Annotated in this window: 21 protein-coding genes; 3 read left to right on the forward strand and 18 right to left on the reverse strand. The window is 61.6% G+C overall.

Annotated features, from left to right (window positions below; all coding sequences use genetic code 11):
• Positions 1-124: 124 nt before the first annotated feature.
• The 10 genes from JWQ90_RS17950 to ccmA all read right to left on the reverse strand — a co-directional run bounded on the left by JWQ90_RS17950 (position 125) and on the right by ccmA (position 8,210).
• Complete coding sequence (locus tag JWQ90_RS17950) at positions 125-976, reverse strand: MaoC/PaaZ C-terminal domain-containing protein (protein ID WP_299696376.1); 852 nt, start codon at positions 974-976, stop codon at positions 125-127.
• Positions 977-1,035: 59 nt separating this feature from the next.
• Positions 1,036-2,295: a c-type cytochrome biogenesis protein CcmI gene (ccmI, locus tag JWQ90_RS17955; protein WP_299696377.1), complete on the reverse strand. Its 1,260-nt coding sequence runs from the start codon at positions 2,293-2,295 to the stop codon at positions 1,036-1,038.
• The gene (locus JWQ90_RS17960) at positions 2,295-2,726 is read right to left on the reverse strand and encodes a cytochrome c-type biogenesis protein (protein ID WP_299696378.1); all 432 of its coding nucleotides are present in this window, start codon (positions 2,724-2,726) and stop codon (positions 2,295-2,297) included. The genes ccmI and JWQ90_RS17960 overlap by 1 nt, the downstream gene beginning before the upstream one ends.
• Before the next feature lie 32 nt (positions 2,727-2,758).
• Positions 2,759-3,280 carry a DsbE family thiol:disulfide interchange protein gene (locus tag JWQ90_RS17965; protein WP_299696379.1) on the reverse strand — a complete coding sequence of 174 codons (522 nt, stop codon included), beginning with the start codon at positions 3,278-3,280 and terminating at the stop codon, positions 2,759-2,761.
• Between the two features lie 3 nt (positions 3,281-3,283).
• Positions 3,284-5,254 carry a heme lyase CcmF/NrfE family subunit gene (locus JWQ90_RS17970; RefSeq protein WP_299696380.1) on the reverse strand — a complete coding sequence of 657 codons (1,971 nt, stop codon included), beginning with the start codon at positions 5,252-5,254 and terminating at the stop codon, positions 3,284-3,286.
• Positions 5,255-5,538: 284 nt separating this feature from the next.
• A complete protein-coding gene (gene ccmE / locus JWQ90_RS17975; RefSeq protein ID WP_299696381.1) occupies positions 5,539-6,024 on the reverse strand; it encodes a cytochrome c maturation protein CcmE in 486 nt (161 codons plus the stop codon).
• Positions 6,021-6,185, reverse strand: coding sequence for a heme exporter protein CcmD (ccmD, locus tag JWQ90_RS17980; protein ID WP_299696382.1), 165 nt, complete (start codon positions 6,183-6,185; stop codon positions 6,021-6,023). The genes ccmE and ccmD overlap by 4 nt, the downstream gene beginning before the upstream one ends.
• Positions 6,178-6,933, reverse strand: a complete 756-nt coding sequence (locus tag JWQ90_RS17985) for a heme ABC transporter permease (protein WP_299696383.1) — start codon at positions 6,931-6,933, stop codon at positions 6,178-6,180. The genes ccmD and JWQ90_RS17985 overlap by 8 nt, the downstream gene beginning before the upstream one ends.
• A 21-nt stretch (positions 6,934-6,954) precedes the next feature.
• The gene (gene ccmB / locus JWQ90_RS17990) at positions 6,955-7,623 is read right to left on the reverse strand and encodes a heme exporter protein CcmB (protein ID WP_299696384.1); all 669 of its coding nucleotides are present in this window, start codon (positions 7,621-7,623) and stop codon (positions 6,955-6,957) included.
• Positions 7,623-8,210 carry a heme ABC exporter ATP-binding protein CcmA gene (gene ccmA / locus JWQ90_RS17995; protein WP_299696385.1) on the reverse strand — a complete coding sequence of 196 codons (588 nt, stop codon included), beginning with the start codon at positions 8,208-8,210 and terminating at the stop codon, positions 7,623-7,625. The genes ccmB and ccmA overlap by 1 nt, the downstream gene beginning before the upstream one ends.
• Before the next feature lie 268 nt (positions 8,211-8,478).
• Between ccmA and JWQ90_RS18000 the strand changes: the two genes are divergently transcribed.
• The 3 genes from JWQ90_RS18000 (at position 8,479) to JWQ90_RS18010 (ending at position 10,543) form a co-directional block, all read left to right on the forward strand.
• A complete protein-coding gene (locus JWQ90_RS18000; protein ID WP_299696386.1) occupies positions 8,479-9,813 on the forward strand; it encodes a site-specific integrase in 1,335 nt (444 codons plus the stop codon).
• 74 nt (positions 9,814-9,887) lie between these two features.
• Positions 9,888-10,211 (forward strand): type II toxin-antitoxin system RelE/ParE family toxin, encoded by a 324-nt coding sequence (locus JWQ90_RS18005; protein ID WP_299696387.1) that lies wholly within the window; start codon positions 9,888-9,890, stop codon positions 10,209-10,211.
• Complete coding sequence (locus JWQ90_RS18010; protein WP_299696388.1) at positions 10,208-10,543, forward strand: addiction module antidote protein; 336 nt, start codon at positions 10,208-10,210, stop codon at positions 10,541-10,543. Before JWQ90_RS18005 ends, JWQ90_RS18010 begins: the two co-directional genes overlap by 4 nt.
• Positions 10,544-10,557: 14 nt before the next feature.
• Here JWQ90_RS18010 and qatD read toward each other — a convergent pair whose 3' ends face one another.
• The 8 genes from qatD to JWQ90_RS18050 all read right to left on the reverse strand — a co-directional run bounded on the left by qatD (position 10,558) and on the right by JWQ90_RS18050 (position 18,206).
• Positions 10,558-11,301 (reverse strand): Qat anti-phage system TatD family nuclease QatD, encoded by a 744-nt coding sequence (gene qatD / locus JWQ90_RS18015; RefSeq protein ID WP_299696389.1) that lies wholly within the window; start codon positions 11,299-11,301, stop codon positions 10,558-10,560.
• Positions 11,298-12,575: a Qat anti-phage system QueC-like protein QatC gene (qatC, locus tag JWQ90_RS18020; protein WP_299696390.1), complete on the reverse strand. Its 1,278-nt coding sequence runs from the start codon at positions 12,573-12,575 to the stop codon at positions 11,298-11,300. Before qatC ends, qatD begins: the two co-directional genes overlap by 4 nt.
• Positions 12,572-13,534 carry a Qat anti-phage system associated protein QatB gene (gene qatB, locus JWQ90_RS29235; protein ID WP_366919540.1) on the reverse strand — a complete coding sequence of 321 codons (963 nt, stop codon included), beginning with the start codon at positions 13,532-13,534 and terminating at the stop codon, positions 12,572-12,574. The genes qatC and qatB overlap by 4 nt, the downstream gene beginning before the upstream one ends.
• Positions 13,419-15,317, reverse strand: coding sequence for a P-loop NTPase fold protein (locus JWQ90_RS18030; RefSeq protein WP_299696392.1), 1,899 nt, complete (start codon positions 15,315-15,317; stop codon positions 13,419-13,421). The genes qatB and JWQ90_RS18030 overlap by 116 nt, the downstream gene beginning before the upstream one ends.
• Before the next feature lie 24 nt (positions 15,318-15,341).
• Complete coding sequence (locus JWQ90_RS18035; protein WP_299696393.1) at positions 15,342-16,274, reverse strand: restriction endonuclease; 933 nt, start codon at positions 16,272-16,274, stop codon at positions 15,342-15,344.
• A gap of 25 nt (positions 16,275-16,299) precedes the next feature.
• The gene (locus tag JWQ90_RS18040; protein ID WP_299696394.1) at positions 16,300-16,875 is read right to left on the reverse strand and encodes a PIN domain-containing protein; all 576 of its coding nucleotides are present in this window, start codon (positions 16,873-16,875) and stop codon (positions 16,300-16,302) included.
• Positions 16,872-17,339 carry a helix-turn-helix domain-containing protein gene (locus tag JWQ90_RS18045; protein ID WP_299696395.1) on the reverse strand — a complete coding sequence of 156 codons (468 nt, stop codon included), beginning with the start codon at positions 17,337-17,339 and terminating at the stop codon, positions 16,872-16,874. Before JWQ90_RS18045 ends, JWQ90_RS18040 begins: the two co-directional genes overlap by 4 nt.
• Positions 17,340-17,576: 237 nt before the next feature.
• Positions 17,577-18,206 (reverse strand): hypothetical protein, encoded by a 630-nt coding sequence (locus tag JWQ90_RS18050; RefSeq protein ID WP_299696396.1) that lies wholly within the window; start codon positions 18,204-18,206, stop codon positions 17,577-17,579.
• Between the last annotated feature and the right edge of the window lie 7 nt (positions 18,207-18,213).

The raw sequence follows: 18,213 nt of genomic DNA on the forward strand, positions 1-18,213 counted from the left end.
TCCGGGCCGTGTGCGATGCAAGGAAGAAAGCACAGCAATAGTGGTGACTATTGCGAGCATTTCTGACGCAGCAGCGTGCGCGGAACGGGCGGTCGGGCACATCTGATTTCTCCGATTCAGCGGACTAACGGATCAGCCCGCTCAGATACGTGCGTTCCTTGTTCGCCGCGAGCATCAGGAATTCGTGTCCCTTGCTGGTCACGGAGCGCTTTACCACCGCCTTGGCCGGCAGCATCAGCGGCGCGCGGTACTGCACCTGCAGTTCCCTGGGCGCGCCGTCGAGATCGCCTTCCAGCAGCGCCGCGCAACGCGCGACCGTCCACATACCGTGCGCAATCGCCTGCTTGAAACCGAACAGGCGCGCGGTCAGCGGGAACAGGTGGATCGGGTTGTAGTCCTGCGATACCGCCGCGTAACGGCGGCCCGTGTTGGCCGGTGCATCGATCGGCTTGTAATCGGCAAGGCCGGCCAGCACCGGCTCGGGCATCTTGCCCTTGGGCATGTCGGTCTTCAGCCGCACCAGCGGCGTGGTCACCGACTTGTAGACCACCTCGCCGCTGGCATCGGTGAACTCGGCGAGCAGGTCGAAGATGATGGCGTTGGGGATGCGCCGCGCCGGGCCGACGCTGGCGGTGACCTCGTAGACGCCGTCGATCGGCAGGCCGTGGGTCTGTTCGATCTTGTTGCGCAGATGGACCAGGCCGAGCAGCGAGAACGGGAAATCGGGCTGGGTCATCAGCCACAGGTGCAGCGAAGTCGCCAGCACCTGCGGATAGGTAATCGGCATCGCGCTGGACTCGGCAAAACCGCAGACCGCGCGATAGCGGTCGACCAGCGCAGCGTCGGCCCTGACGCCGGAAACCTTGACCGACAGCGGCGGGATCTTGGCGTCGGCGCCGGGCTTGCGGCTGATCGTGCCCAGCGCTTTCAGCAGCAGCGGGCGGGCGTCCGGCAGTTTGGGCAGCGTTTGCATCATGCGGGCATTCCTGTACGGCCGTCAGGCGGCTCTTCCAATGGGTAAATTGATTGCGGACCTCAGGGCACGACCTGGTCGATCGTCAGCGCCAGTGGTTCGCCGGCCTCGGCCCGCGTCACCACCCGACTGCCCTGCAGATCACCGCTCTGTGCCTTTGCCTGGCCGCTGCCGCTGAGCCTGGCCGTCACGACCCAGCTGTCGAACTGCGACAGCTTCATCGTCGGCATCACCGCCATGCTGTCGTCAAGCCGCACATCCGCCGGCAATACCGGCGCGGGTCCGCGATTGACGGCGACCGGCATGGGCGGCCCGCTCTGGGCACGGGCGAAGACGATCAGGACCGCATCCTTCGGCGCTTTGTTACGCAGTTCTGGTGCCAGGCTCAAATGTACCTGCAACGCAACCGTCGACGGTGTGGCCTGCGCGGGCGCGGATTCTGGCGCAGCGGCCAAGCCGGGCGGCGCCGTGTCGGCCGGCGCGTCGCCGAGTTCCTGCAGGCGCTGCGCGATCACCGTGCGCAATTCGTCGGGGAGTTGCTGCGCCAGCAAGACACTCCAATGCTGACGCGCCAGTGCGGCGTCGCCCGCCTGGGCGGCCGCGAGCCCCGCATACCACAGGCTCTTGCCGTGCATCGGCTCGATCGCCAGCGCCTGGTCGAAAAGCTCGCGCGGACGACCGCTGAGATCGCGGTTGCCGGCCAGTGCCAGTGCCTCGCCTTCGCTGGTCAGTGCATCCGGGTTGCGGTGGTCGGTGATGCGATTGACCTGTGCATACGCGCGCGCCGAATCGGCGTAGCGCTGCAGCACGAAGTACGAGCGGCCGAGCATCGCCCAGCCATCGGCATCTTCGGGAGTCGATTCGAGTTGGCTCGCCAGCGTCGCGACCGCCTGTTCCATCGCCTCGGCGCTCATCGCCTCGGGCTTGGCTTCGCCGCTGACCAGGCGCTGCAGCTGCCAGCTGCCTTGCCAGTAGTAGTAACCGCCGGCAAACACGCCCAGCAGCAGCAACAGGATCAAGGCGGCGCGACGCGGCGGCGACGCAGTGCTGATCGGAGTGGCGGCGGCATCGACGGCGCCGACATCGTCGAGCAGCCGGCCGCCGGCTTCATCGCGCATCGCGGGCGCGGCATCGGCGGCGATCAGCCCGGCGGCGACCTCGTTGTCGATCTCGGTCAGGCGATGGCGATAGGCCTCGACATTGCTGGCGCGGCGCTGGGCCTCGGGGCTCGCGTGGCGCTGCCACCAGGGGCGCGACAGGCTCACAGCGGTGACGATGGTCAGCAGCGTCATCAGTGCAACCAACAGCATCGTTCCCGACATCAACGACCATCCTCTTCCGACAGCAGGCGTTGCAGCGCCTGCTGATCAACCGCAACCGGCACCGGCCGGCGGCGCGAACGGCGCGTGAAAATCACCGCGGTAATCAAAGCCAGGGCCAGCAATACGAACGGGCCGAACCACAGCAGGATCGTGCGCGGTTTCAGCTGCGGCTTGTACAGCACGAAATCGCCATAGCGATCGGTCATGTACTGGCGGATCTGCGCATCGCTGCGGCCTTCGGCGATCTGCCGATGAACCTGCTCGCGCAGATCCAGCGCCAGCGGCGCGGTCGAATCGGCAATAGTCTGGTTCTGGCACACCAGACAGCGCAGCTGGCTGATCAGCTGCTGATAGTGCTCCTGCTGCGCCCCGCTCAACGGCGGCAGCGGATCAATGGCGGCGGCGAACGAAACCGAAACCGCCAGGCTCATCAACAGGGCCGCAACGAGGGACGCAACGCGCATCATGAAGCGCGGCCCGCCGTCATCAGCGGCGCGATGTGCTCACGCCAGGCCTCGAGGGTCATCGGCCCGATCTGCTTGTACAGGATGCGGCCGTCGGCGCCGAGCACGAAGGTCTCCGGCACGCCGTAAACACCCCAGTCGAGGCCGGCCGTGCCCTGCTGATCGGCGATCACGCTGCGATACGGCAGGCCGTGACGGTCCAGCCATTGCTGTGCGGCCTCCTGCGTGTCCTTGTAATCCATGCCGACGATTTCGACGCCGTATTCGTGCGCCAGCTGCATCAACACCGGATGCTCGACCTGGCAGCCGGCGCACCAGCTGGCGAAGAAGTTCACCAGCACCGGCCGGCCCCGCAGATCCAGCGGCGTGACGCGTGCGCTGCCCTGCAGATTCGGCAGATCGAAAGCCGGCGCCGGCTTGCCGATCAGCGGGCTCGGCACCACCCGCGGATCGAGCCTGAGCCCGTAACCGAGCAGCGCCAGCAGGCCGACGAGAACCACGATCGGAATGGCAAAACGCATCGTTCAGACCGCGGCTGTCGCGTCGCTTGCGGCGGCCGCGCGGGCATGACGCGCCAGGCGATAACGGCGATCGCTTGCAGCGAAGATGCCGCCGATGAACATCAGCACGCCGCCGAACCAGACCATGCGGATGAAGGGCTTGTAGTAGAGCCGCAAAGCCCAGTCCTGATCCCCGATCGGCTCGCCGAGCGCGACATACAGATCGCGGCGCGGATTGTGGTCGACCGCGGATTCGGTCATCACGCTGCCCTGCGAGGGATATAGCCGTTTTTCGGGCTGCAGCTTGGAGATCAACCGCCCGTTGCGCTCGACGATCACGCTGCCGGTGTCGGCGCGATAATTGACGCCTTCACTGTGCTGCGTACCCTGAAAAGTGAACGTGTAAGCGCCGATTTCGGCAGCCTGCCCCGGTGCCAGGCGCACGTCTTTTTCGACGCTGAACAAGCTCGCGTAGGTCACGCCGAAGATCCAGAAGCCGAGCCCCAGATGCGCCAGCGTCATGCCCCAGGTTCCGGACGGAATGGAACGCAGGCCCTGCCAGCGATCACGCCTGGCGCGGACACGATGCACGACGTCGAGTAGCGCGCCGATCATCACCCACACTGCAAGCGCAGTGCCGAGTATCGCCATCCAGGCCCAGGAGCGTTCCAGCACGAACGGCAGCAGCACGGCGCAGATCACCGAGCCCAGCGCGATCCAGCGCAGGCTCCAAAGCGCGTCACGCAGGCGCGCTTGTTTCCAGCCGACGCGTGCCGACATGCCGACCAGCACGGCCAGCGGCATCATCAGCGGCAAAAAGATCGAATTGAAATACGGCGGCCCGACCGAGATCTTGCCGATGCCGAGCGCGTCGACGACCAGCGGATAAAGCGTGCCGATCAGCACCGCAGCCGCTGCCGCGACCAGGAACACGTTGTTCAGCAGCAACAGGCCTTCACGCGACATCAGCTCGACCGCGCCGTCCGACACCAGCTTCGGCGCGCGGATCGCATACAACAGCAGCGCCGAGCCCAGCACCACCGTCAGGAACGCCAGGATGAACACGCCGCGCGCCGGGTCGGTTGCGAAGGCATGCACCGACACCAGCACGCCCGAGCGCACCAGGAAGGTCCCAAGCAGCGACAGCGAGAACGCGAGGATCGCCAGCAGCACGGTCCAGGACTTGAGCACGCCGCGCTTCTCGGTCACCGCCAGCGAATGGATCAGCGCGGTGCCGACCAGCCAGGGCATGAAGGACGCATTCTCGACCGGGTCCCAGAACCACCAGCCGCCCCAGCCGAGCTCGTTGTAGGCCCACCAGGAACCCAGCGTGATGCCCATCGTCAGGAACAGCCAGGCGGTCGTCGTCCACGGCCGTGTCCAGCGCGCCCAGGCGACGTCGAGCTTGCCGGTGATCAGGGCCGCGATCGCGAACGAGAACGCGACCGACAGCCCGACATAGCCCATGTACAGCGTCGGCGGATGGATGATCAGACCCGGGTCCTGCAGCAACGGATTGAGGTCGTGGCCTTCCAGCGGCACCGGGAACTGGCGCTCGAACGGATTGCTGGTGAACAGCATGAACAGCAGGAAGCCGACGCTGATCGAGCCCATTGTCGCCAGCACCAGCGCCGCGATGTCCGCCGGCAAACGGCGGCTAGACAGCGACACTGCGAAACCCCAGCCGGTCAGCATCAGCACCCAAAGCAGTAACGAACCTTCGTGCGCGCCCCAGACCGCGGACAGCCGATAGATCAGCGGCAGCGCTGAATGCGAATTGGCCTCGACGTACTTCAGCGAAAAATCGTTGTAGATGAAGGCCAGCGTCAGTGCGGCGTACGCGAGCACGATCAGGCCGAACTGCGTCTGCGCGCCGCTGACGCCGATCGCCAGCCAGCGCGAATCACGGCGCAGGTAGCCGATCACCGGCAGCACGGTCTGGGCGATCGCAACGCCCAGCGCGAGTATCAGGGCGAAGTGTCCGATCTCAGCCATGGCTCAGCGCGCGCCGGCGGTCACAGCGAGACGAGTAGGTTGGGGTGAGCGCAGCGAACCCCAACATTGGCGCCGCGACGAGCGTTGGGGTTCCTGGAAAGCCCCGTGTTCCTTGTCCTTGCAGACCTGCTCACGGACCCTGAACCCCTGCGTAGGCTGGGATGGAGCGAAGCGCAATCCCAGCGCTGCGGCCCGAATCCAGCGCTGGGTTTCCGCTCCGCTGCAACCCAGCCTACGGGTGGGTCGGGCTCTCGATTCATGGAGAGGGAAAACGCCGACCCGCCTCATTCGACAACCCCGGCACTCGCCACATTGCCGTTCACTGACTTGAACGGCGCACAGGAATGCTTGCCGTCCACGGTTTTCAGCGAGCTGGCGAGTTCCGGCGGCATGTAGTTCTCGTCGTGCTTGGCCAACACTTCGTCGGCCCTGAACGAGCCATCGTCGGCCACCATGCCGGTCGCGACGATGCCCTGCCCTTCACGGAACAGATCCGGAAGAATGCCCTCGTAGCGCACTTGCACTTTTTGCGCGCAATCGGCCAGCGTGAAATTGATCAGCAGACCGTCGCCGCGCTTTACGCTGCCGCGCTCGACCAGACCGCCGAGCCGCAGGCGCGCGTGCTTCGGCGCGGTCTGTGCGACCAGGTCACTGGGTGTGTAGAAATACATCATGTTCTTGCGCAGCGCGGTAAAGCCGAGCGCCGCCGCCAGCGCGATACCCGCCAGCAGAGCCCCGATCCACATCATCCTGCCCTGGCGCTTTGTCACTCGTGTTCTCCGGCCGTGTCTTCGTCTTCCGTCAGCTTACGCATCACGCCGGCGCGCGCGATGCCCGGCGTCAATACGTTCCAGATCACCACCGCGGCGAATACGCCGAAGCTGCCCCAGACGTAGGGCGCATAACCGCCCATGGCAATGAACTCAGACATTCCCGGCCGCCTCGCGTTCAAGCCGCCAGTTTCGCACCCAGGCGCTGCGGCGTTCGCGGATCAGCAGCTCGTTCTGTACGCGCTGCAACACCGCCCAGGCAAAGAACGCCATGCAGCCGAAAGTCATCGCCAGCAGCGGCCACAGCATCGCTGGCACGATCGACGGCTTGCCGATCCGGGAGATGGTCGGCCCCTGGTGCAGGCTGTTCCACCACTCCACCGAGTAATGCACGATCGGCACGTTGACCACGCCGACCAGCGCCAGCAGGCCGCAGGCGCGTGCGCCGGCGCGCGGATCTTCGAACGCCTGGTTCAGGCCGATCACGCCGAGGTACAGGAACAGCAGCACCAGCTCCGCGGTCAGGCGCGCGTCCCAGACCCAGTACGCGCCCCACATCGGCTTGCCCCAGAGCATTCCGGTGACCAGGGCCATCGCAGTGAAACTGGCACCGACCGGTGCGATCGCCACGACCACGCACTCGGCCAGCTTGATCCGCCAGATGATCGCGACCACCGCGGCGGCAGCCATCGCAACGTAGCCCGACAGCGACAGCCAAGCCGCCGGCACGTGCACGTAGATGATCCGGAACGCATCGCCCTGCTGGTAGTCCGCCGGCGCCAGCACCAGGCCGCCAACCAGGCCGTAACCGATCAGCAGCGCCGCGATCACCGCCAGCCAGGGCGAAAAGCGATCAGCCAGACGATAGAACGTCGGCGGCGAAGCAAGCCGATGAAACCAGGTCCACATGGAATAGTTGATCGGGTGGGTTCAGTCGAAGCTGTTACGCAAAGCCGCGGTTGCGGCGAGGGGCAAAAGACAGAGCCCGAGGACGAGCAGCGATGCCAGCAAGTATAACGGACCGGCCGCATCCAGACCCGCGGCGGCGGCGCGTGCGGCGCCGGCACCGAAGATCACCACCGGCCCGATCAGGGGCAGCACCAGAACCGGCAGCAGCACCGCGGCGCGCGGCAGCCCGACCGTCAATGCCGCCGCGAAGCCGCCGATCAGGCTGAGCATCGGCGTGCCGAGCAACAGGCCGGCCAGCAGGCTGCCCAGCACCGCGCTCGGAACGCCCAGCTGCAGCGCCAGCGGCATCGCCAGCAGCGCCAGCGGCAGTCCGCCTAGCAGCCAGTGGCCGCTGAGCTTGGCGTAGACCACGGCAATCGGGCCATGCGGCGCCAGGAACATCTGCTCCAGCGTGCCGTCGTCGAAATCGGCGCGGAACAAACGATCCAGGTTCAACAAGGCCGACAGCAGCGCGCCGACCCAGAGCACCGCCGGCGCGAACGCGGCCAGCTGGGGATCATTGGGTTTGCCGCCGAGCGCGAACAGCGTGACCACGATCAGATAAAACAGCGGCGGCAGCAGCCAGTCGCCCTTGTGGCGGGCCGCGACGCGCAGCTCGCGGCGCAGCGCCGCGGCGAAGGCGCGCAACATCAGCCGATCTCCAGCAACTGCAGGCGATCACGGCCCACCGGCAGCGCCTGATGGCTGGTGACCAGCGCCCCGCCGTCGCGCTGCAAATGTTCATCCAGCATCTGCCCGACATAAGCGAGGCCTTCGGCGTCGAGCGCGGCCAGCGGCTCGTCCAGCAGCCACAAGGGACGCGGCGCGATCAGCAGGCGTACCAGCGCCGCCCGGCGTTTCTGCCCAGCCGACAGCGTGCGGCACGGACGATGCCGCAGCTTCGCCAGGCCGAGCCGCTCGAGCGCACCGGCGATGGCCGAAGCATCGCAGTGCTGCAGCGCGCACCAGAACTGCAGGTTCTCCAGCACGCTCAGATCGCCGTTCAGCGCGTTCTTGTGCCCGAGCCAGTGCAGCCCGCCCGCCGTCCGTTCGACTTTGCCGGAAACCGGGGATCGCAGGCCTGCCAGAACCTCAAGCAACGAAGTCTTGCCAGTGCCGTTGCGACCGCGCAGGTGCACCAGCTGGCCGCAGCCGACCGCGATCGTCAGCTCACGCAGCAGCACGCGATCACCGCGGCCGACGCTGAGACTCTCCGTTCGCAGCAGCAGGTCGCTCAAGATCGTCGAGTGGATCGAAAGAAGTGGAAGAAACGCTATGGTGCCCGAGGCCGGAATCGAACCGGCATAACCGCGAGGTCGAGGGATTTTAAGCAGGAGCATGAGGTCAGCGCCAAAGTACGCTGACCTGCGAAAAAGCCCGCCACAGCTGGTTTCTCGGGGGTTTATCAGCAGACATTATACGCAGGCGCCCGATCGAATCCGCCCCGATTCTCTCTCGCCTGGCTCCTAGCTGGCTCCTGGAATCCGGGCTTTCTCAGGAGCATTTATGGCCAAGGTCAAGCTGACAAAAACAGTCGTCGATGCGGCACAAGCCCAATCCACGGACATTGAATTGCGCGACTCAATGGTCCCAGGTTTCCTGTGCAAAGTGACGCCGTCGGGCCGCAAAGTTTTCATGATTCAGTATCGCACGAACGCCGGCGTGCGCCGTAAACCGGCGCTCGGGCAGTTCGGCGAATTGACCGTGGAACAGGCCCGGGTGCTCGCGCAGGATTGGCTGGCCCAGGTTCGCCGCGGTGGTGACCCCGGCGGTCTGAAAGCAAAGGAACGCAAGGCGCCGACCGTCAAGGAGCTGTGCACCCAGTTCATGGAGGACTACTCGAAGACCCGCAACAAGCCGAGCACCCAGCGCTCCAACCAGTTCCAGATCGATCGCTACATCATTCCTGCGTTCGGCAGCACCAAGGTCCATGAAGTCACGCGAACGGACATAACCTCGTTGATGAAGCGCATGGAGAAAGCGCCGAGCAGCGCCAACCATGCGCTCGCCTGCCTCCGCAAGATGTTCAACCTGGCCGAGCTATGGGGCTACCGGCCCGATGGCTCCAATCCCTGCCGCCATGTCCCGAAATACCCGGAAAGGGGAACGACCCGTCTGATCACCGATGAACAGATGGGAAAGCTGTTCGCCTATCTCGACCAGGCCGACGCCGAGGGGCTGGAGAATCCTTCGCTGACGCTGGCGATCCGCCTGCAGTTCGAATTTGCGGCGCGCATGTCCGAAATCCTGCTGCTGGAATGGGATTGGGTCGATCTTGTCCACCGGCGCGTAGTCTGGCCTGACAGCAAGACGGGCGACATGTCCAAGCCCATCAACGAGGAAGCCCACCGGCTGCTCTCGGCGGCACCACACTATAAGGACAGCCGCTACGTTTGCCCGTCGCTGTTCAATCGCCAGCGCCCCATGACCGGCCACGGCTACTACAGCGGCTGGCGACGCATCCTCGGCCGTGCCGGGGTACCGCATGTCGGCACTCACGGTGTCCGCCATCGGGCGACGACGGACATCGCTAACTCGGGCATTCCGGTAAAAGTCGGCATGGCGTTGACCGCACACAAGACCGTTACGATGTTCATGCGCTATGTCCACACCGAAGACGACCCGGTGCGGGCGGCGGCCGAACTGGTGGCCAACCGGCGCAAAACGGTTGTCGAGAACCGTAAGCCCGCTTCTCCAGAGTTCATCGGGTCTGATGCGGACCGGCCCATCAAGGCCGTAATCCCTTACCGTCCCCGACAGCGCCGAAATAGAGGAACGCAGCCGCGCTCATCCGGCAGCCAACATGCAACCGGCACTTCAGCCGAGTCTGCCGAGCCGTGACTGTTCGGCCGCGTCTCACTGTGGCCTCGCGGCCTTGATGCCTGTGAATTATAAGTTACAATGGAGACTGCACCATGATTGACGTGCGCCGGTATCAGCGCCTTGATGGCGTGATACCGCTGACTGAATGGCTGGCTGGATTGCGTGATGCGCGGGCCAGAGCCAAGCTAGAAATCCGCTTCCGGCGGGTGTCGATGGGCATCTTCGGCGACATCAAGCCGGCAGGCGAAGGCGTACTGGAATTGCGTGAAGACATCGGCCCCGGCTACCGCGCCTATCTGGGCCGGCATGGCGCAACGCTGGTCATCTTGCTCTGCGGTGGCGACAAGCGCACTCAGGATGCGGACATTAAACGGGCCAAGGAGTATTGGCTCGATTGGAAACGGAGAAACACATGAGCAAACACAAACACGCCGCTTCGGTTCCTCACTCGGAGGCAACCATCGCCGAGCTGCGTGCTGATCGGGCGTTTGCCGTTGAGTACCTGAAATCAGCTCTGGAAGAGCTGGACGATCCGGAGCACCGTGCGGTCGGCTTGCTCGCCCTGCGTGATGTCGCTGAGGCTCGTGGCGGACTGGCGGCTATCGCTCAAGAAGCAGGGATTACTCGTGAAGCGCTATATCGGGCGCTGTCGCCGAGTGGTAATCCAACGCTCAAGACTTTACTGGCGGTACTACATGCCGTTGGCATGCGGCTGTCTGTGTCGCCGGCCGAGGCGGCGCCAGTTTAAGGCTGAAGCTGGTATCAGCTCGCCATGCTCCCGGTACCAACCAACCTGCGCAGATTTGCATGCAGCAGTCGGTCCGCATCAGAGATGGACATGCCCCAGAGTTCTGCTAGCCCCTCGGTCGCTCGGTGCGCATCCCAGGGCTTGGCCGCAACACCGTCAATCTGGGCAAACGGGCCATCAGTTTCCGTTAGAACTCGCTCTGTCGGCATGTCGCGCACCAGGCCACGACTCTTTTCCGCAACCAACATTGCTGGTCCAACGCTGAACCAACAGCCCAAAGCTACAGCCCGCTCAAGCTCCCGCTTGCTTCCCGAAAACCAATGCAGGATAGGCGTGCCGGCCTCCGAATTTCCTTCAAGATGATCGAGCACTGCAGCGCTGGCCCGGCGGCTATGTATCGACATGATTCGACCACCAGCAGATTGACACGCCTTTAATATATGGTCAAAGACAGCCACCTGCGTCTGCCAATATCGCTTGTAGTCGGGCGCACCATCGAGGCCGATTTCCCCGACATACATCGATTCATTCAAATATTCGTCGAATAGAGGCAACTCGCCAGACCGCAGATGCGCTAGCTGCGGGTGAAGGCCTAGCGCGGTTCGAATCCGTGCGCCCGGCCCAACAAGCGCTGAAGTACCCTTCCAAGCGCTTGGCGTCGTGGTCACCGACAGGACGTACATCCCTCGCTCGACGACCTCCCGGACCACCGAGGCCGGATCAGGATAGAGATCCAGATGGGCATGAAAATCGATCACCGAACACCCAAAGCTAGCATCAGCGACTCAATTTCGGCCAACCCTCGCTCGACCGTGCTTGCAAGCAGGGGCTTGTCGGCGACGAGACCCGAACTGAGGGTGGAGCCGAGCCACCGCGCCGTCCCCGCTTCCTTACGCTCGGCGATAGCGATCAACGCCGAACGAACATCGTCGAATCCTGCGTGCTCCTCGTTATCAATGGCTAAATTGCCGTACACGTAGTTCGTGTCGTCTCGTCCGTTCCATGAATGGAAAGCTGCGCGTCTAACCAAGCACGGAACACATCGACCGCAGTGTTTATAGCCGAAGTGCTTAAAGCGGCCGCAGCTCGTTGTGCTCCATGCGTACGAAGCTAGCAGCGCTTGATCCAAGCATTCATGCAGCATCTCCCCCTTGGTCTTGAATCTGTAGGGATTGACGATTCGAACTCGTAATCCGGCTGCATCGAGCACCTTCTGGAGCAATGAAAGGACTACAGGATGCGTCGTTCGAGTGCTGAGACTGCCGAGCCTGCCGCCTGTCAGCGGGGGATTAAGCGCGATGAACCCGTTTTCACAGATGTACAACGTCACCTCTTCTCCGGCGTGATACCGAGCAAGCGTGGTGGCTATGAACACACCGTATGCGATGAAAATTATCGACCTTGCTCGCTGCGAGGGAGGGTTCTCAGGGTCCGGGACAACGGCATTGTGGTTCGCCTGAAAATGCCGCAAGCCACCACCAATCTTAGCTGCGAATGTGATCTGCTTGTCCCCATCTCCGCGCACCATCTGGCTTACAGCAAGCGGCTTTTTGCCCTGAGCTGCCAGATCGACTGTACCGATGTAACTATCCAGTCCGCCTGACAACAGGACGATGCAGTCTTCTGTCGGGTGTTCTGGCTTGCGAGTAGGTTGAGGAAGAATGCCGCCCTCAATAAATCGCAGCGTCCAACGGTCGGTGCTGAGGTACGCAAGGAACTGCTGTAGCACGGCAGCGTTTGCGTTCCAGAATGGAGCATCGACTACAGAAACCGTGAGGTCGAATTCTCGTGTCCACCCGTCAGGGCTTCGTTCGCGGTGTCCTGCAAAATCTGAAGATACTACTGCCAATGCCAGGGACAAAAGGTCCCATGCTCGTGCCGCAGGAGAAACCTTTTCCTGCATTATGGCGTGCTTTAACGCCACACCAACTGATCCGCGCGTAGGAATGCCAGAATTTCCGAAGAGAACAATGTCCAAATCACTTGGTGTTCCCGAAAAATCGAAATCGGAAAGCGCGCAGGTGATCTTCATTCGGCATACCCCTCGAACACCTGATAGGTCTCGCGGATTGCGCTCTGCACGATCTGCGTAATTCGCCGGGTCGCCAATGACTGCCCAGCTTCGCGCAATCGACGGAACGAAGCAGAAATCGCTTCCCGAACATACTCTCGGACTTCCTTGAGCCGTCCCATGCCGATAACCGCGTTCGGAGCTTTCTCGCGAATTGTCTTCCCGATATCCAAATCGATTCGGCGAAACACATCGCCCGCGACAAACCGCTCGATCGCCAAATCACGCTGCTCTTGTTGGAGATTCAGAAGGTCCGCATCTGGGTATTGATTCAGAACGTCGGCCAACGCGTCTTTTATGGAAGTCCGGCTGGCTTCAGCATCTTGCGTTCCGTCCACGGGACGCACTGCTTCCACCACAGCATCCATGATCTCGTTTGCGGATCGTCCGGCCGTCAATACTGGGTCTAGCGGACCGCCAGCTTCCGAGTAAGAGCTAGCCTCTCCTCCAGAGAGCGCTGAGTACAACGCTTGCGCGGTCTGAACGGTGCCGCCCATTCTTCGGGTTGCGGTCCCGCTCCCTCCGTATCCCTTTTTGACGTATTGTCCGAGACCGCGCTGCATATTCGCGCGATCACCGCTTCGCGCGTACTCGCCCAAGTTCCTATTCGCCCCTGAAAATCGACGCGCCGGTGCGACTGGAATGGGCTGACGGGGCTCCGTGTTCGGCGCGGATGTCGTGTCCTGATCAGGCGCAGCCTCTGGAGGAGCGCCTTCGCCGGCATCCGGCTCGGCGGGAGGCGAAGCAGGAAGAGGCAGGTCCGGCACCCACGGTGGCACCATGGGAACGCCAGATGGCGAGCCGTTACTTGACTGTGAGGTTCCCATGTCCCTTCCTCGCCTTGATCGCGCTCTTGACCGGCTTACTAATTTGATCGTCATCGTCCCAGACGGCAAAAACTCCCTTCGCCCATGGCTCATCCGCAATCTTCGGGACGATGCTGGCCTTGATCTGCAAAGCAGGACGTTCTTGTAGGAAACCTGCCAGGCGTTGACCCTGCGGCGGGTCCGCAGCTACAACGACCATGCACGCTTCCAGAATGGCTGGGGTTCCCCATTCCTGCTCTTGCCGTGCCCGTCCGAGCAATCTATCCATGATCACCGACATTTCAGGTCGTGCCAGCGCAACAAGCCGATCCTTGATGCTCGCGGCCATGTCGGGATGCTCCAAAAGCCCTTCCAGCAAATCCGCAGCCTCGGCTGAAAGACGATCCTCCGGCGTAATCAAAGGGGCGTGCTCTCGACTCACGTAAAGCGCGCCGCGTAAGTCACTGCCACCCAGTAGCGGCGGCAGACGGAGCCATTCGGCGATGAAAGGATCATCCCAAGGCGCCTTGAGGTCCAACTTCTCACCAGAGACTGCTTTCTGCTCCCACTGGGAAAGGAGGTTTGGCTTGCCATCGTCCGCCTCCGTAACCGATTTAATGAGCTCTGCGTAGGCCTTTGGATTCCCGCACCGCTCAAACAGCAGCACCTTGGCGAGTTCAGACTCATCGACGCCGACACCTTGCGCGCGCGACATCGCCATTCGGATCGAGAGCGCATTCAGGAATCGCTTAATCAGTCTTGGATTGCCGGCGATACCGGTTGCAGTCGTCATCAGCGGAGCTAGGCGATCGGCAACGTCGAGACGCGCGACCAGTTCGGCCGGCAAGGTGTCGTGCAAACTTCGCAAGAACTTGAGGTCTACGCGCTTGCCTTGCCAGGTCTTTCCGAGCTGTAAGCAAACACCAGCTCGGAGCACTTCTTTCGTTTCGGGTTTGAGGCCGCTGTTCTCAATAAACAGCAACATCATGTACGCGCGAACCTCTTGCGTTCCCAACGGTGGGACGCGAATGGGAAACTGGATGAGCTTGTCGAAATAGTTGGTGACAAGGTCGTCTTCGACACCTTGAAAGTGCCGCTTGACCGCGTGCTTGATCATCTGATCATCGGCGGCGATCACGAAGGCGGTGTGCTTGAGAAACAGAAGCAGTCTGATCGCCTCCAACGTCGAAATGGTCGTTTCCGGCAAGCATCGATCGAGGTCGTCAATCAACACGATCAAAGTCACGCCCATTTCATCGAGAGCGCCTTCGAAGCTTTCGCGCAAGGCTTCAATCTCTTTTGGCGGAGAAAATGCCTGTTTATCTTTAATCAGCCCTTGGGCAGATTCACCAACCTTGCCTGCTGCTGCATCTACAGTCGTGATTGCCTCCTGATCGATGCCCCCGTTGAATACTTTTCTGCCAACGCCCAACAGCTCACCCAGTAACCCTGCTGGAGGCAACCCCAGTGCGAGCGATGCTGCGGACCCAGCCGTCAACTTAATCGCCCGAAACCAGTTGACTCGTCTCAACAAGTCCTTTGTCCTTTCAACTCCGGTCTTGCGTTTCTCCGCCTCAGTCGCGAGGGCGGATGTGACGACATCAATCAACGCAGCGCGCGCGTCGTCATAACCTTGATAGAGCCATGCATTGAACTCGACAAAAATGAATTTTTTCTCTGTGGACTCAGTATCGGAGCTTGTATGCTCCTTGGCTTTGGCTCGATCTTTTAGCTCACTTCGGATCAGTTTGATCATCGAGGACTTACCTACGCCCCAAGCCCCCGAGACGCCGATTGAGATCGGGCGGGATTGAGCCTGCTCGATGACTTCGGCGACCGTCCGAGCGACGCTACTGAAGTTCAAGAAGTCTTGCGCTGTCTCGTTATCGGTCCACATCGTGCTTCTCTCCGTCGCGCTGGATCAGGCCTTTTTTTCTGCACCCGATATCGGATGCACGTAGATGAGCCCCTTCGTTTGTGCCGCTTTTACTTTTCGGTCCATCATGTCGCGAAAGCTCAGATGCCCTTCCAGGATCAGGATCAGATCTTCGCCATCAACGAAGAGCGTCTGAATCTCCTTGCCTATGACGAGGCTGCGGACGACTTCCGAGCTGAATCCGTTGACTGAGATGAACAGGCCGCGCCCGTAAAGCTTTCCACCGACCTTGCTGGCAAACTGATAGACCGGCTCGTTACTCGCTGATTTCTCCTGCCATTTGGCTTCTATGAGGTAATGTTCTCCGTCGAACTTAACGGCGCCGTCGATCTGCTCGCCATTGACGCGAAACGCTTCCGTCGTTTCCAGACGCGAGAGCCGCGCAAGTTCGGCCAGAATGCGCTCCAGCGCGTAGCCTCTTTGTTGCCTCGATATCTTGTGGGCTAGCAGATCGAGGTACTCGACGTGTAGTTCGTCCAGCGTCGTCGTCGGCTGCTGACGCGCCGCCTCATGATTTGCTCGACGCTCTCGGTCCACTTTGATCTTGGCATCGCGGATTTCCTGCAGTTGCTTCAGATGATCGAGATTTCTGGTCGCCGCGGCGCGGTCCAATTTACGTAGCGCGTCGAAGTAATAGGGATCAAAGTGTGCCCACGCCAGCAGCGACTGCAGCATGGCCCTGAATGGTCCTAGCCCATTGTCTGGGCGAACGTCCAGCTTTCCAAACAGCACATCAATAATCTCGTGCCGCTTGAGCCCATTCTCCCCTTCGATCTGCAGGCTGCTTAGTTCTGCTTTTGTGCATCCGTGCTTCTCAAAAAAGCCGACTATGTCCTTGCGCGGCCAGAACAAGGACAAGATGCAATCCTTCATGCAGCCCTTGATGTCCGCCGGAAAACTCGTTGCATACTCCTTCATTCGGGGATCACGTCGAATATCTGGTTTATAGAACCAGACGATAGGTAGCTAGCAATTTACTAGTCTGCACGAGACCTTGTCGCAGCAAGATGTCGAGGTAGCGGTCTACATCGATCGGTGGATTCTTGAGCTGCCGCCGCTGGCGCTGCGCGGCTGCCACGACGGCCGCTTGATCGAGATCAAATAGATACTCGGTAAAGACGTCGGGATGCTGACAATCGATGCCGAAGGTCGCGAGCACCTCGGCAGGAAAATCCTTTTCGTTGAATGTCACGATCACGCTGGCGTTGCAGCGGATCGCGGCGGCCAGCACGTGGCGATCATCCGGGTCTGGCAGGATCAGCCCGGCAATCAGATGCTCATGCCCGGTCACCAGAGCATCTGGAATCGCCAGATCCATGAGCGATGACGTGCGATCAAGCTGCTCCGCCGTCAGGTCGAGCCGGTTCGCGAGGAGGTTGCGTTTCCACTCATCATGGATCTGCTGGCTCCATCGCGCCCGGAACCGACCCGTTAAGCCCAACCACATCAGGAAATCGCGAAGGGGCGCGGGATACAGGACGCAGGCGTCATAGACGGCTGTGAATGGCGAATGCCTCATTCGTATCCCATGCCCAGCTCCTGAGCCTGTTTGGTCAGCCCCTCCATCGCCTGCTCGCTAGCGCGGTCGCGCTCCGATTTGAAACTCATCAAATCAGCGAAGCGCACGCGCCGGTGCTTGCCAGTCTTGTGGAACGGCAATGAGTTTGCCTCTAGCAGCTTTACCAAGTGCGGCCGCGAAACATTGAGCAGGTCGGCTGCTTCTTGGGTGGTCAGCTCCGCATGGATCGGTACGACTTGAACGGCATTGCCGTCCGCTAGCTCGGCAAGGATGTCCACCAACAGACGCAGCGCACTAGTCGGTAACTCGACCTGATGCGCCTGATTTTTGTCGTCCAAGATTTGGATGCGCTGGGTTTCAAACTGGGTGGTCAGATACGCGGCCAAGGCTCGCTGGCTCTCGACCGCCGCCTGCACCTCGCGTGCAACGGGGAGATTCATAACGGTTAGGGAGGCATTGCTCATGACGAACTCCGAGGGCTTTAGACGACTCAGGAGAAGCACTTTAAACGAAATAAACGAAAATCGCAATAAACGAAACGCCAATTCCCGTGGGACTTTCCGCCCTCGCCTCCGACATTGAACTGATTGGCAAATTCGGAAGAGTTACAGGACACTCCAGTGTATTGATTCGCAGCCGTTTTTTCATAGCGTTCGGCCGAGGTAGTCCGGATGAAGGGAGAGGGGCAGGATTTTCATTCGCTAGTTGGCGACTTTGCGGGCGCCGATGACCTGCTGTGGGCCGCTCAAACCGGGGAACTGCAAGCCGTCGGAAAAGTCGTGCTTTCGCGGTCGGGCCGCATCGGTCCGCTCGTAGAACTGGAAATGGCTCGACGAGCGTATTCGTCGATCTACTCGGATGTCGTTGTCGCACCGCCTTTCGCGAAGCTCATTCGTGCCGCGATGACCGCTGCCGCCATCAGCGGCACCCATCGTGACGCACGAATAGGCGTGTTCCCTCTCGGAGTTCTTGGACGCGACGGCGATACAACAGATCAATGGACGCTCTGGGCAAGTCGAGCAGATCAAGCGGCAATTTATGCTGGATTTCCCCCGAAAGTGGCAGCCGAAATCGTCGGCGCTTTGGGGGAATTGCAAGACAATATCTTCCGCCATAGCTCCGCATATGAGAGCGGCCTTGTCGCCTTTGCTGCCTCTCGGAACACATTCGAAGTCGTCGCTAGTGATGCCGGAATCGGGGTGCGCGCGAGCCTTCATCAATGTCCCGAATACGCTAACGTTGAAGACGCGGGTGCCGCGTTGAAAGTGGCCGTCATGGACGGCGAGTCCAGGTTCGGTCGCAATAGCGGCTGTGGCTTCGGTATGGGACAAATGTTTC

The organism is Hydrocarboniphaga sp. (genome assembly GCF_028291725.1).
Classification (GTDB): Bacteria; Pseudomonadota; Gammaproteobacteria; order Nevskiales; family Nevskiaceae; genus Hydrocarboniphaga.